The 14,882-nt window shown below is 39.7% G+C and carries 12 protein-coding genes; 6 read left to right on the top strand and 6 right to left on the bottom strand.

All coding sequences use genetic code 11. From position 1 onward, the window contains the following. Positions 1 to 61 precede the first annotated feature (61 nt). The 4 genes from secDF to FAZ19_RS08470 all read left to right on the top strand — a co-directional run bounded on the left by secDF (position 62) and on the right by FAZ19_RS08470 (position 5,327). Positions 62 to 3,067 (top strand): protein translocase subunit SecDF, encoded by a 3,006-nt coding sequence (secDF, locus tag FAZ19_RS08485; RefSeq protein WP_136820276.1) that lies wholly within the window; start codon positions 62 to 64, stop codon positions 3,065 to 3,067. 176 nt (positions 3,068 to 3,243) lie between these two features. Next, complete coding sequence (locus FAZ19_RS08480; RefSeq protein ID WP_136820275.1) at positions 3,244 to 3,897, top strand: peroxiredoxin family protein; 654 nt, start codon at positions 3,244 to 3,246, stop codon at positions 3,895 to 3,897. Next, the gene (gap, locus tag FAZ19_RS08475) at positions 3,898 to 4,896 is read left to right on the top strand and encodes a type I glyceraldehyde-3-phosphate dehydrogenase (RefSeq protein WP_136820274.1); all 999 of its coding nucleotides are present in this window, start codon (positions 3,898 to 3,900) and stop codon (positions 4,894 to 4,896) included. It abuts the gene before it with no gap. Further along, positions 4,893 to 5,327 carry a GNAT family N-acetyltransferase gene (locus FAZ19_RS08470; RefSeq protein ID WP_136820273.1) on the top strand — a complete coding sequence of 145 codons (435 nt, stop codon included), beginning with the start codon at positions 4,893 to 4,895 and terminating at the stop codon, positions 5,325 to 5,327. The genes gap and FAZ19_RS08470 overlap by 4 nt, the downstream gene beginning before the upstream one ends. A gap of 1 nt (position 5,328) precedes the next feature. Here FAZ19_RS08470 and FAZ19_RS08465 read toward each other — a convergent pair whose 3' ends face one another. From FAZ19_RS08465 to proS, 4 genes are all read right to left on the bottom strand, one after another. Continuing rightward, on the bottom strand, positions 5,329 to 6,105 hold the full coding sequence (locus FAZ19_RS08465; protein ID WP_136820513.1) for a TIGR02757 family protein: 777 nt from the start codon (positions 6,103 to 6,105) through the stop codon (positions 5,329 to 5,331). 120 nt (positions 6,106 to 6,225) lie between these two features. After that, the gene (locus FAZ19_RS08460) at positions 6,226 to 7,371 is read right to left on the bottom strand and encodes a cystathionine gamma-synthase (RefSeq protein ID WP_136820272.1); all 1,146 of its coding nucleotides are present in this window, start codon (positions 7,369 to 7,371) and stop codon (positions 6,226 to 6,228) included. Between the two features lie 27 nt (positions 7,372 to 7,398). Continuing rightward, on the bottom strand, positions 7,399 to 8,193 hold the full coding sequence (locus FAZ19_RS08455; protein WP_229707379.1) for a Rossmann-fold NAD(P)-binding domain-containing protein: 795 nt from the start codon (positions 8,191 to 8,193) through the stop codon (positions 7,399 to 7,401). 77 nt (positions 8,194 to 8,270) lie between these two features. Beyond that, positions 8,271 to 9,743 carry a proline--tRNA ligase gene (gene proS / locus FAZ19_RS08450; protein ID WP_136820271.1) on the bottom strand — a complete coding sequence of 491 codons (1,473 nt, stop codon included), beginning with the start codon at positions 9,741 to 9,743 and terminating at the stop codon, positions 8,271 to 8,273. A 200-nt stretch (positions 9,744 to 9,943) separates the two neighbouring features. Here proS and FAZ19_RS24390 point away from each other — a divergent pair, with 200 nt between their 5' ends. Then, positions 9,944 to 11,110 carry a hypothetical protein gene (locus tag FAZ19_RS24390; RefSeq protein WP_308423957.1) on the top strand — a complete coding sequence of 389 codons (1,167 nt, stop codon included), beginning with the start codon at positions 9,944 to 9,946 and terminating at the stop codon, positions 11,108 to 11,110. Between the two features lie 79 nt (positions 11,111 to 11,189). Continuing rightward, complete coding sequence (locus tag FAZ19_RS08440; protein WP_136820269.1) at positions 11,190 to 12,755, top strand: hypothetical protein; 1,566 nt, start codon at positions 11,190 to 11,192, stop codon at positions 12,753 to 12,755. Positions 12,756 to 12,813: 58 nt separating this feature from the next. Here FAZ19_RS08440 and FAZ19_RS08435 read toward each other — a convergent pair whose 3' ends face one another. Then, positions 12,814 to 13,782 carry a 1-acyl-sn-glycerol-3-phosphate acyltransferase gene (locus FAZ19_RS08435; RefSeq protein WP_136820268.1) on the bottom strand — a complete coding sequence of 323 codons (969 nt, stop codon included), beginning with the start codon at positions 13,780 to 13,782 and terminating at the stop codon, positions 12,814 to 12,816. 153 nt (positions 13,783 to 13,935) lie between these two features. Further along, a complete protein-coding gene (locus FAZ19_RS08430; RefSeq protein WP_136820267.1) occupies positions 13,936 to 14,703 on the bottom strand; it encodes a DeoR/GlpR family DNA-binding transcription regulator in 768 nt (255 codons plus the stop codon). Positions 14,704 to 14,882: the final 179 nt, after the last annotated feature.

The raw sequence follows: 14,882 nt of genomic DNA, 5'->3' as shown, positions 1-14,882 counted from the left end.
ATTTTATCAGCTAAAAAAACAATTAACGAATAAACTATCAAACTAATACACGAATACAAAAATGCAGAGTAAAGGGCTGATTAAATTTTTGGTAATAGTGGTATCATTAGCATGCCTCTATTCCCTATCATTCACATTTGTGACACGTAAAGTAGAACGTGACGCTGCAGCACATGCAGTTGGCGATATGGCTAAGGAAAAAGCCTATTTGGACTCTATAGCTGGTGAAACCGTATTTAACTTAGGATTTGCTAAGTATACGTACAGAGAATGCAAAGCGTACGAGCTAGCATTAGGTCTCGATCTTAAAGGAGGTATGAACGTTACGATGGAAATCGCACTAGACGAATTAATCAGTAACCTCGCCAATAAGACAAAAGACGAAAAATTCAATACGGCATTACAAAGTGCTGTTCAAAAAAGTAAAACTGCGAACAAATCTGTCGTAGATTTGTTTATTGATGAATACAAAGCAACAGGAGCTTCTACTTCGCTGGCAACTTTTTTTGCTACAAAAGACAACGCAACTTTAATAAAAGCGACTAGTTCCGATAATGATGTTAAAAATTTCCTGCAAAAGGAATCAGACAATGCGATTCAAAATTCGTACAAAGTATTGCGTACACGTATTGATAAATTTGGTGTTTCCTCTCCAAACATCCAAGTTCAACAAGGTACTAACCGTATCCTTATTGAACTACCAGGTGTAAACGATGAAACCCGTGTACGGAAACTATTACAAGGGTCGGCAAAGCTAGAGTTTTACGAAACGCATGACAATATACAGGTATATAGTTTACTTGAAAATGTAAATCGTACACTAGCAGGAACATTAAAAGCAACTGAGGCGTCTACTAGCACTGCAACTGTTAACACGGGAGATTCTACTGCTGTGGATTCAACAAAAAATGAGGATAATTTATTAGCAAATCTTGGTGCCAATAAGACTGAAAGCAATGATTCCTCGGCAATAGCTGCAAATCTTGCTGCCGAAAATCCGTTGTTTAGTGTTCTGGAACCTGCGGTATATAGAGGCGAAAATGGTCAGCCTCAATTGATTCCCGGCCCGATGGTGGGTCGAGCCAACCTAAAGGATACTGCTAAAGTAAATGCCTATTTGGCACGGCCTGAGGTGAAAGCCATCATTCCATCAAATATTGCACTATTATGGGCTGTTAAACCGGAACAAAGTGCACCAAACGTCTTATCGCTATACGCCATCAAACCAGCTCCGGGCGACAATCCTGCTGTGCTAACTGGTGAAGTGATTACAGACGCCAGAGATGAATTTGACCCACAAACGAATGCACCTGTTGTCTCCATGAGCATGAACTCCGCTGGAGCGCGTGAATGGCGTAAAATCACGGCCAAAGCTGCACAGACCAAAGCATCTATAGCTATCGTACTTGATAATGTCGTGTATTCGGCTCCTTCTGTTTCAAGTGAAATAGCAGGCGGTAATTCTTCCATTTCCGGGAGCTTTACCATTGAAGACACCAAAGATTTAGCAAACGTATTGAAAGCAGGTCGCTTACCGACTACAGCAAAAATCGTTGAAGAGGCCATTGTCGGTCCTTCACTCGGTCAAGCTGCTATTGATGCCGGCGTTAACTCCTCAATTATTGGTATTGTCATCGTCATGATCTTCATGATCGCTTATTACAATCGTGCGGGTATTGCTGCAAATATTGCCGTTCTTATCAACGTCTTTTTCCTGATGGGTGTACTGGCTTCGTTGAACGCTGTACTTACCTTACCTGGTATAGCTGGTATTGTATTAACGATGGGTACCGCCGTTGATGCCAACGTGCTAATCTATGAACGCATACGGGAAGAACTACGTTCGGGCAAAGGAATACGCCAAGCAATAGCTGATGGCTATAAACATGCTTTGCCGTCTATTCTCGATTCGCAAATTACGACGTTTTTGGTCGGTATGGTACTGTTCTTTTTCGGCAGCGGACCAATCCTAGGCTTCGCAACGACCTTGATGATTGGTATTGTCACTTCGCTATTTACGTCAATATTTATCTCTCGTTTGATATTCGAATACATGTTGGATAAGAATATGAAAATTTCGGTTTCTTTACCATGGTCAGCAAATACGTTGCAAAATGCAAAGTACCAGTTTATTAAAAAGAGAAAAACTTTTTATATCGTTTCAAGCGTAGCGATTGTCATTTGTATTGCCTCCATTTTAACAAAAGGATTTACATTGGGTGTTGATTTTCAAGGTGGCCGTACGTTTACAGTAAGTTATGAGAACCCAATCAACCTGGAAGATGTGCGTAAAAACTTGGATAACACATTCAATTCCACTACGGAAGTAAAAATATTCGGTAGTGCGAATCAAGTACGAGTTACCACAACTTACCATATCAACGAAACGTCAGATGAGGCGGATCAAGAGGTTTTATCCAAATTAAATGAAGGTCTCTCTAAGATAGAAGGCAATAAATATGAAATTCTATCTTCCCAAAAAGTGGGTCCATCCATTGCCACTGATATCAAAGATAGAGCGTGGTGGTCAGGTATTATCTCAATATTAATCATCGCTGCTTATATATTAGTTCGTTTCCACAAATGGCAATACGCTGCAGGTGCGGCTTTGGCGACGATACATGATGCTATAATCATTCTAGGACTGTTCTCTATTCTTGATGGAATTGTTCCATTTTCTTTAGATATCGATCAGCATTTTGTCGCAGCCCTTCTTACCGTATTAGCATATTCCGTGAATGATACAGTTGTGGTATTTGACCGGATAAGGGAAGATCTTAATAAGCCAAATGCGTTAAATAAAAATTTTGGCGATACGATAAATCATGCCATTAATACCACCCTAAGCCGTACAGTTATTACATCATTGACTGTCATCTTTGTATTGTTGGTATTATTCTTATTCGGCGGAGAAGTAATTAGAGGGTTCTCTTTTGCAATTTTAGTTGGTATCGCGGTAGCAACCTATTCTTCGATTTTCTTAGCAGCACCTTCTGTGTACGACTTAAGTGGAAAAAAACATTTCACAAAGGCTGTGGACACGAAAGCTAAAGTAGTAACTCCATAATCGGATTAATATACTAATTTGAGAAGGCTACCTTTTGCAGGTAGCCTTTTTTATTGTATACCTGTAGCCAATGGATATTTCCTTCATTTATCAGATGGATATCAAAAAAGTAATCTTAGCTCATTACAATGCAGATTTTTTTTAGCTTTGCGTAAAATATCAAATACCATACGCTCATGAAGAATATAAAAATCGTAGTCTATGTTACACTTGGAGGCACTCTGTTATTGGGAGCTTGTACGAACAACGCAAACACAAAAGCGCCTGCAACAGTAAATAACCATGAAGATCACGATCATAGCCATGGACATGATCACGACCATGAAGGTCACGAGCATAATCACGTCGTGGAATCTACCGCTGATTTACAAAAACAAACGTCTACAACGGATTCAAAAAAAGCAGAACCAATTCCGAATATACCTCCATTCACTTTTTATAAAGTAAAATCAGGCATTTCTTTTACCAATGCAGACCTTCCAAAAGGAAAAAAAACCATCTTTGTTCTTTTCGATCCGGGATGTCACCATTGTCGCGAAGAAGCTAATGCACTCGCTAAAAACTACCATAAACTCAAAGATATTAACCTCTACTTTGTCTCCATGAATGACCCAGCTTTGATGGCCTCATTCTTGGAATCGTTTGCAAAAGAACTGGTAGATAAACCGAATGTTCAGGTACTGTACGACAGAAATCAGGATTTTATCCAAAAATTTCATGTACCCAGTCAATTCCCAGCAAATTATGTTTACGATGTGAATGGTAAACTTCAATCCTATTGGGAAGGTGATAAAAACATCAATGAAATCATTACTTTATACACGAAGTAAATGAGAATTGCCATAAACGGCTTCGGACGTATCGGTAGGCATACGTTACGGAATCTAATCACGAGAGGAATTGAAAATGTAGAAGTGGTGGCCATTAATGACCTCACAGATGCAAAGGCACTTTCCCATTTATTCAAATATGATTCTGTTCATGGTCCCTTTCCGGGGACAGTGAGCTATACAGAAAATAGTCTACGCGTTGATGCGCACAGCATACGCACGCTCAACATTAAAAATCCAACTGATTTACCGTGGGGAGAGCTGAATATCGATGTCGTAATAGAGTCTACCGGTTTGTTTACAACAAAAGAAAAGGCTAGCCAACACCTAGCGGCGGGAGCGAGACAGGTCATCATTTCTGCCCCTTCTCCCGACAAAGAGATTCCGACTGTTGTGTTGGGAATAAATGACTCAAGTTTCGACTGGAATGCGCCTATCTTTTCAAATGCCAGCTGCACTACCAATAATGTCGCTCCCCTAGTGAAAATATTAGACGAAAATTGGCAGATACAAGATGGATATATTACTACTGTACATTCGATGACAGGCGATCAAAATCTGCATGACTCCCCTCATCGGGACCTCCGTAGAGCGCGGGCAGCCTCCTCTTCTATTATCCCCACAACAACAGGAGCGGCTAAGGCCATCACAAATGTATTTACGCACTTAGAAGGTAAATTAGGGGGAGCAGGCATCCGGGTACCGGTACTCAATGGATCACTTACCGATTTTACATGTACGCTTTCAAAAAAAACGACGGTAGCCGAAATCAACGCTAAATTTAGAGAAGCAGCAATGCACGAACTAAAGGACGTATTGTATTATACCGAAGATCCCATTGTATCTGTCGACATCATTAATAATCCATATTCTTGCGTATTTGACGCACAGCTTACGTCTATCGTTGGTGGACTGGTTAAAGTGGTCGGCTGGTATGACAATGAATTTGGCTATTCCAACCGATTGGTTGATATCTTGGATAAGTTGAGCAAAAGATGATTCGTTTTATAAAACCTGAACAGACACTGCCCTTACGTTCGCTTGTACTACGTAGCGGACTTCCAGAAGATCAATGTATATTTGATCATGATCTCCTGCCGACAACCTTCCATATGGGATATGTTGACGACAGCGAGAGATTAGTCTGTGTACTGACCTGTATGAAAGAAAATCATGGCAAATTACCTAAAGCCGGCTACCGTCTAAGGGGAATGGCTACACATCCCGATCATCTACGGAAAGGTTATGCCGGAGATCTTTTGAGATCTGCAGAATTACATTTAAAAACGCAATTACAGGTAGATTACCTGTGGTTCAATGCCCGAACTATTGCCTTTCCTTTCTATGAAAAATTAGGTTTCGAGTTTATGTCGGATGAATTTGATATTCCCGGAATCGGCCCACACAAAGAAATGTTCAAACTCTTGTAAATTACATCTCCCGTTCCACGCCTAATCCAAATAGAGCGAAATCGTATTTGACAGGGTCTTGTGGATCCAATAATCTTAGGTTTTCTGTTAGTTCGATTGCCGTTTTCCAATTTACTTTTTCTAACGTAATCAAATGAAATTTGCGTGCCACGCGCTCGACATGGACATCACAGGGCGCAATTAATTGACTGGGTAAAATACGGTTCCAAATTCCAAAATCGACACCGCTTTCATCCGTGCGTACCATCCATCGAAGAAACATATTCAGACGCTTACAAGTAGACTTTTGAAGCGGTGAACTGATATGTTTACGTGTTCGCATGGGATAATCGGACAAGGAAAAGAAATAGTTTTTAAACTCGTTTAAAGCCATCTCTACAGAAACCGCTTTATCTTCTTCCTGCCCTATTAAGAAAGCATCTTCCAACGAATCAAAGTGACTATAATGATACCGAAAAAACGAAATAAAGTAAAGTAAATCGGTATCATTAAATGTGCGATGCTTAAACCCCAAAAGACTTTTGAGGTCCTCTTCTTGATGATTAAGCACAAAGTGGTATGGATTACCCTTCATTAGATCAATAAGCTCCCTGCATTTGTTGATGATCGTCTTGCGTTGTCCCCAAGCTAGTATTGAAGCAAAAAAGCCCATTATTTCAATATCTTGCTTCAGTGTAAACAAGTGTGGAATACAAATTGGATCATTAGTGATGAAGGCTGGTTGATTATACTCCAACACCTTTTTATCTAAAAAATATTTTATGTTAAAATCTGACATCATTAATTAAAATAGAAATTCCGATAGTACCATACCATTATTTTGATTAAAGAAAACCGGAATGGAGACATCTAAATAAGGGGTTAATGCCATTTCCCTAACTCGTAACCCATTTTAACGTTAGGACAATACCTCTTTTAAATCCTCAATCAGGTCTTCCGCATCTTCTATACCCACCGACAAACGCAATAAATTATCAACTACTCCGGCTTTTTCACGTATCTCTCTGGGTATAGAACCGTGTGTCATGGTAGCAGGATGATTAACTAAAGATTCTACACCTCCTAAAGATTCAGCCAGGGTAAACACCTTAAACCGCGAAGCGATTCGAAAGGTCTCCTGTAGATCAGCGTCTTTTAATACGATGGAAATCATGCCACCAAAATCTTTCATTTGCTTCTTCGCAATCGCATGGCCTGGATGGTCTTCAAACCCTGGCCAGTAGATTTTCTCTATTTTTGGATGGTTTTTCAAGAATTCAGCAACTTTTCGTCCATTCGCGCAGTGAGCTTGCATCCGCAAATGCAAAGTTTTAATTCCGCGGAGCGCTAAAAAGGAATCTTGAGGCCCAGGGGTGCTACCGACGGCATTGTAAAAGAAGAATAATTGTTTATATAATTCTACCGAATTCATAATTAGTGCGCCCATTACAACATCAGAATGTCCATTTATGTATTTAGTCGCCGAATGCATAACGATATCGGCTCCTAGATCCAGCGGATTTTGCAAATAGGGAGAAGCAAACGTATTGTCGACAACATATAGTATATTATTTTGCTTCGCAATCTTGCCAATTTCTTCTATATCCGCTAATTTCAGCGTCGGATTAGTTGGCGTTTCGATCCAAATTAATTTGGTCTTTTCGGTTATCCCGCGACGCACCGCTTCACTGTCCGATGCATTCACGAAAACAAATTTGATACCATACTGCTCGTACACCTTCGTAAATATACGGTAAGATCCACCATATAAGTCGTCTCCAGTAACAACCTCGTCTCCCGGCTGTAACAAACGCAAGACACAATCTGTAGCAGCCATACCACTGGCGAACGCTAATCCAAACTGACCATTTTCGAGCGCAGCCACACAATCTTCTAAAGCCTTACGAGTAGGATTAGTTCCTCGCGAATATTCAAAGCCTTTATGATTGCCTGGGGAAGACTGTCTGTAAGTGGAAGTTTGATATATCGGTGTCATCACCGCACCTGTGCTAGGATCCGCATGCTGACCAGCATGAATAGCCTTTGTCGCAAATTTATATGCCATTTCTTTAACTTTAAGTGCTTAAAACCATTAAAAATTTAAAGGAGAAGGATAAATAAAAGTATAACCTAATGCTTGAATAACTCGATCGGAAGAGACGATTTTTCGCGTTATGCGCTCCGGTTCAAAAGAGATCGGCAATTCATAGCCGTATTTAGCTGCCGATGCAACGATCACCTCCTTTTTTAGAGGATGCGCAGGGCAAACAATATTAAACAAATTATCTTTCAAATCTGTCGAAAAAACGTCAAAAAGTAGTCGTATAACGTCTGTTAAATGAATAAAGTTTGTGGGCTGATCACCTGTTGTACATATTTTTCCAGCAAAATACTTTGCAAATATTCGGTTTTTCCCGAAAAGGCCTCCTAAACGAAACACCGTTGTTTGAGATAGGGATCTCATCTTATCCTCCGCTAAAAAGAGTAACCTATTTAAAGAATCTTTATCACTGAAATTTTCGTCGATCGGCCCTTCTACATCAGGATATACACCAATTGAACTTAAGAAAATGTGCTTATCATACTGTAATAGTCGAATAAAATGCGAAACGTTATCAAATCGCTGCGAAATGGTTGTTATCGTATTCTTTTTGCTGGCAGGAACACTTGTTAAAACATAGTCAAATGTATCGGGCAGAAAATTGGGCACCTGATAGTCCTGATCAAAATTCATCAAGAACGCAAAAATACCATCGCTCTTCAAACGATGGTATTTTTCTATATTAGTGGTACTTGCCCATACTTCTATTCCCTGATCTCTACATTGGATAGCGAATTCCTCCCCTACCCAACCGCAGCCTAAAATAAGCATCCTCGTTGTCTTCACATTTTCTTTTTTTTGGACCAATCACTAGTCACGAATCACTATTCACGATCACTAGTCACTAGTCACTAGTCACCAATCTAATAAGCCTTTGCAAAAAGTACCCGTTGTACGGATGGCTTTCCTGTAAAAATACAGATTCCTTCTTCCTTTTTACTATCTAAAGGAATACATCGAATAGTAGCTTTTGTTTCCTCTTTTATCCGCTTTTCCGTTTCTACACTGCCGTCCCAATGACAGGAAATAAATCCACCTTTCTTGTCAAGTACTTCTTTAAATTCATCATAGGAGTTCACCTCGGTAATATGACTGTCTCTAAAATTTAATGCTTTCTGATAGATATTAATTTGAATTTCATCTAACAAGCTTTCTATCCTTGCGGAAAGACCTTCCTGCGAAACCGTCTCTTTCGTTTGTGTGTCACGTCTAGCTAACTCCACTGTACCGTTTTGCATATCACGTGCACCTAGCGCCACTCGTAATGGCACACCTTTCAGCTCCCATTCTGCAAACTTAAAGCCGGGCCGTTGTGTATCTCGATCGTCAAATTTTACCGATACACCTACATTTTTAAGTTCACCCATCAGATGATCGACGTAAGTATCTATGGCCGCTTTCTCTTCTTCTGTTCTGAAAATGGGGACAATCACCACCTGAATTGGTGCTAATTTAGGAGGAAGTACTAATCCTTGATCATCTGAATGTGCCATAACGAGTGCCCCCATCAAACGGGTAGAAACACCCCATGAAGTTGCCCATACGTGCTCTAGCTTTCCCTCCTTAGAGGTAAATTTGACGTCGAAAGCCTTTGCAAAATTCTGCCCTAAAAAATGGGAAGTTCCGGCCTGCAATGCTTTACCATCTTGCATTAACGCTTCTATACAATAGGTGTCTAAAGCTCCTGCAAATCGTTCATTTTCGGTTTTACGACCACGAATTACCGGTACGGCCAATATATTTTCGGCAAATTCGGCATAAACGTCCAACATACGTTCTGCTTCTTCGATAGCTTCCTGCTCCGTGGCGTGCGCCGTATGCCCCTCTTGCCATAGGAACTCAGAAGTGCGCAAGAACAACCGCGTACGCATTTCCCATCTCACGACATTGGCCCATTGATTTACCAAAATAGGAAGATCTCTATAGGATTCTATCCAGCCTCTATACGTATTCCAAATAATCGTTTCAGAAGTCGGTCTAACAATTAATTCTTCCTCTAGTTTGGCCTCTTCATCCACAATGATATTGCCGTTGCCATCGTTTTTTAAGCGGTAATGTGTCACTACGGCACACTCCGTTGCAAACCCTTCAACGTGTGAAGCTTCTTTCGAGAAAAAAGACTTAGGAATAAATAGTGGAAAATAAGCGTTACTATGGCCTGTTTCCTTAAACCTTTTATCTAAAATAGCCTGCATTCTTTCCCATATTCCATAGCCATAGGGTTTAATGACCATACAACCCCTCACCGCAGCGTATTCAGCTAAATCCGCTTTTATTACCAAATCATTATACCATTGCGAATAATCCTCACTACGGCTTGTTATTCCTTTACTCATCTAGACTTTTACTATTTATTTTGTAACAATATGTTATAGATTCTCGTTTAAATAATGCTTCTTTGACAGGTCAAAAATTAAATTAAGATTTTATTTATATTTTTGTTAACCGGTGTTAAACCCTGATTTAAAAACTGCGTCTAAGATAATAAATAAGACTGGATTATCTAAAGACTCTGGAAGGAAAGATTATCATGAAAATGAAAACAAATAGATTATTAATAGGCGGATCGGCATTAGCAATTGTTGCGGCATTTGGCTCTTGTTCCACGAATAAGCAAATAGCTTATAAGGATGACGTATACAACAATCAATCCCAAGCTGTTGCTGAAGCAACTTATCAAAGTCCTGATTACTATTATACAGATGAAACCTATGTAGAAGAACAATCGGCTGAAAATCAAAACGGATATTATGCTGACGAATATTCTGATCAAGAATATATGGAGGGCGAGTATGAAGATTTAGAATACGCGAATCGGATAAACCGTTTTTACTATGCCGCACCGGGTATGGGATATTATGATCCTTTTTTTGACCCTTGGTATGGTTACGGCGGATTCGGATTAGGCTTTTCAAATTGGGGATGGGGATCTGGATGGTCTATGGGCTTTGGATGGGGGAATCCTTATTTTGGATATGGCTTTGGAAACCCGTATTATGGAGGTTTCGGATATGGAGGGTTTGGCTACGGCGGCGGCTATTGGGGTCACAACTCGTTTTATAATCGTTGGGGTCACCCCTATTATGGATACGGATACGGTGGATACCCAAGCTATGGTTATTCAGGCAGATCCTCACGCGTATCAGACAGATCGGTTTCAAGAGACCGATTCAATACACGTGCTAGAAGTTCTAATGTGAGATCCAACAGTGCAGTAAGCCGCGATGCAAGTGGCCGTATCGTGACTGGTACGAGAAGTGCCTCAAGACGAAATACGGAAGGTGTTAGTTCATCAAGAACAACAAATGGAACGCGGGTAGGAACAACGCGCACAAATAGCAGAAATACGATCGGAAGTGGAAGAACAACAAATGGTACACGTACTACGGTTGGGTCAAGAAATACGACAGACGGCAGAAGATCTACTGTAGGCTCTTCAAGTCGGACACGTACGTCAACGGCTCCAACTGGAACGAGAACCTCTACAGCTAGGCCAAGTACACGAACATCTACAACTCCACCACCTTCTAGACGTACGGAAGCTGCACCTCAAAGAAATTCGACTCCACCTAGATCCAACAGTGGTGTGTCACAAAGTCCTCCGAGTAGAAGCAGTGGATCTTCTATGTCTAGTGGAGGTGCATCCAGAGGAAGTTCTGGCGGCGGTGGTGGATCAAGATCATCGGGATCATCGAGACGATAGCGCATTACATAAAATATTCAATAGCCAATATCTGTTAAATTATATTGGCTATTATTTTAAAACATATTATCAATAAATAATGACATTAAAAAAAATTATATTATCGGCATTCGTTACAAGTGCATTTTGGGGAACTGTTCAAGCGCAATCCGTTGGTGATGCGATTCTATTTTCCCAAGAAAGCAATGGCGGATCCGCACGCTTCAAAGGACTTGGGAACGCTCAAACAGCATTGGGAGGAGACATCAGCACCATTACAGGAAACCCCGCTGGATTAGGCTTTTTCGGACGATCGGATGTTTCAATTACATTTAACTACTTACAGAACACGAATAAAACTACATTTGAAGGGCTTAATACAACGAGTAAGAAAGGCAACTTCGGCATTGATCAAGCGGGTATAGTTTTTCATTTTCCTACACGTAAATCTGGTAATTTAAGTAGTGGTATCCTAAATTTCAATGTAGGATTAAGCTATGACAAAACTCAAAATTACAACAACCACTTGACGTACGAAGGCAACAACATGAATTCGTCTATCGTAAATGCACTGACGGACATCATGGACGGAAATACTGAATTTAGAAGTGATTTCGCCGGATCGAATATGGTTGAACAATTTGGAGATGCGACGTTGGGGTACTTTCCACTAGCCATAGAAAACGGTTCCAAAAATCAATATAACGACATTCTCCAAAAAGGAAACCGCTCGAAAACAGCTATCGCTTTTGGTGCAAATCATAGCAATAAATTTTATTTCGGGGCCACCTTAGGCCTTACCTCTTTTCGTTACGAAAAGTCCGCACAATTTATAGAAAATGGATGGACAAAGGACAGAGCAGCTATCTTAGCCGACAATCCAAATTCTGATTTTGCAGATCCTACTAACGATAAATATGATTTTGTAGAGGCGAGTTACGAATTGTTTGATAATTTTTCCCAGATAACCGAAGGTTCTGGTATCGACCTAAAGTTAGGTGCGATCTATAAACCTACTACCGACTGGAATATTGGACTGACCATCACTACTCCTACTTGGACTACCGTACAAGAAGATACAGAAGCCTGGACGGACATCGACTTTTACGACGATGAAGAAGCAGCTAATTCCTTTGCTTATTATGAATCCAAACTTTACAGCAGTTCTTCGGATCACCAATTAAATACACCCTGGAAATTTGCTTTAGGTGCCACTAAATTCTTCAGTAGAGGATTGATTACAGCCGACGCAGAATATATTGATTACAGCACGATTAAATATAACACGCTTGGTAGTAGAGTACCTGCAAATGGCAGCATATACAATACACTTAACGAGGACATCAAGGATGAATACCAAGGTGCTGTAAACTTACGTGTAGGTGGCGAATATTTGTTTAATAACATTGTAAGTGGAAGAGCGGGGTTCAATTATTTTGGCAACCCATACCAGTATGCGGATGACACAAACTACAGTGGCAGTTTAGGGTTGGGTTTCAAGCTAACGAGCTCAGCTTATTTAGACGTTGCCGTAGTACATCAGGTAAATTCATACAAACAAAGCCCATACGTCATTGACGAATCCTTTTGGGGAGTACCAAGTCCGGTAGCGAGTATTGACCATAACCGTACCAATGTACTTTTAACATTAGGTGCAAAGTTTTAAGAAATACCATAAATAGCAGAGCCAATCCGTTCGGGTTGGCTCTGCTATTTATCGAAACCTAGAAATAATTAACCCGTTCATTATCTAAATCAGTTTCTACTTTTATATTTTGATATTTGGATAGACAGTAGCTGGTAGAAGGTAGAAGAATAAAAACAAAAACACCCCACCAAAAGCCAAGTAAATTACCAACTAGTATACTTAGTAACAAAACTAAAATGGGATACGAAAAGAGTAAGGCTCCAAAAAGCAATGAGTCGTAAAAGATCGTTCCCTCAGTCTTTTTAGCAATATAATTCTTCCATAATTTATAAAACCAATATTGGATATAATAACCGATTTTAGCGGGCACGAATAACATCTTCTTCGTATTTTCCGCCAATACATCTGGATGCACTGGGACTCCCGGCATATTCTTTTTTAGCTCTTCTTGGGTAAGTGAAATGATCGACTCAACTTGTAAAAAACCGTTTTCAATATATTCTGTCGAATCCACAGTGTGCAATGCCTCAATAGACACGCTCTTAGGAACGCTTAAAAACGAATTATAATTTAAGGCATAAGCTTGTACCTGTAGAGGAATGTTCCGTTTAAAGGATCGTTCTAAAAGCATAGAAATTCCGTTTTTCATAAATTGCTGGAGATACCAAAGGTTGTGCGATTTTCCTTCTGGAAAAATTAGGATATGCTTACCGTCTCGTAGAATCTGCATACATGTATCATAGGTGAATTCATTTTTTACTACGTATTCCGGGTCATCCGACTTTTTGTAAATCGGTAACATATATAAAGACCGTAATATGAAATTAGCAAAAGGGTGTCGAAAAATATCTCCTCTTACCAGGTAATGAATTTTTACCGGAGCATAAGCTGCAATAAGTAAAGCATCAAAAAATGAATTGGGATGATTGGAAAGAATAAGTGTAGGCCCTTGAAACTTAGCTCTTTCTAAATGTACTACCTGTGCATCAGCAATATACCAATGCAGTCCGATTTTGATAAAATTTCGCAACAATGAATAAAGCATATTTCAACATTATGTTACAAACATAAATAAATTTATGTAAATTAAGTTTTTGTAAGATTTCGTAAAGGGAACTATCTTTTTAAACAACTGCGATATCGTCATACTAATTAAACATATTCGTTGATTAATGGTTTAACTCGTTGCGCATTACCCCTATTCAGGCCTACATATTATCGTTTCTATACCTAACGAATCAAACAATTCTTTAAACTTTGGTGGAATATCATCACTGATTATCATATCTATTTTAGAGAAATCAACGATTTTCCCAAAACTTTTACGTCCGAATTTACTTGAGTCTGCAAGAACAATGACCTGTTGTGCTACGTCGATCATTTTCATGTTCAATATGGCTTCCTGCGCATTAGTGGTAGAAATACCAAAGTCTAAGTCTATGCCATCTACACCCAAAAATAGCTTCGAACAGAAAAAATGATCGAGTATACTGTGCGCATATTGCCCTGTCACGGAAGTCGAAGTCTTTCGTACCGCTCCCCCCAATTGAATAATCTCTACATTATCATGTTTAATGAGTTCCAAAGTTACATTCAATGCGGATGTCACTACGGTAAGATTGCCCTGCGGAGCCAATTGACGTGCGAAAAACTGTGTGGTGGTTCCCGATCCTATAATAATCGAATCGTTGTTGATTACCAGGTTAGAAGCCGCCTTTGCAATCCTTATTTTTTCGGATTCATGGATTTTTTCTTTTTCAAAAACGGTTCTATCGGTTTGGTATGGATTCTGCGAGGTCGCACCACCATGTGTACGATATACGAGGCCGCTATCTTCTAAGAATTGTAAGTCCTTTCTGATTGTTACAGAAGATACTTTTAAATTTTCGCATAAATCCAGCACAGTAACATGCCCGTCCTGCTTTATCTTTCGTATAATATATTGATGGCGCTCAACATTATTCATATAATTATGTCTCTGTTTTTAAAGGTTACACGCAATACCCGTGGGTATACCGTGTGTTGACACGTGGTATATCCACGGGTATTTTACATTTCTAATGTAAGGAACTTCTTTAACAAAAAAGATAAAATTCTTTTTCTTTCATAAAGTTTCGTTTGTTTACGATTTTTAATATATTTACA

Origin of the sequence: Sphingobacterium alkalisoli, from assembly GCF_005049105.1 — a bacterium.
In the GTDB taxonomy this organism is placed as follows: Bacteria; Bacteroidota; Bacteroidia; order Sphingobacteriales; family Sphingobacteriaceae; genus Sphingobacterium; species Sphingobacterium alkalisoli.
This window is presented reverse-complemented; position numbering and strand designations above follow the sequence as displayed.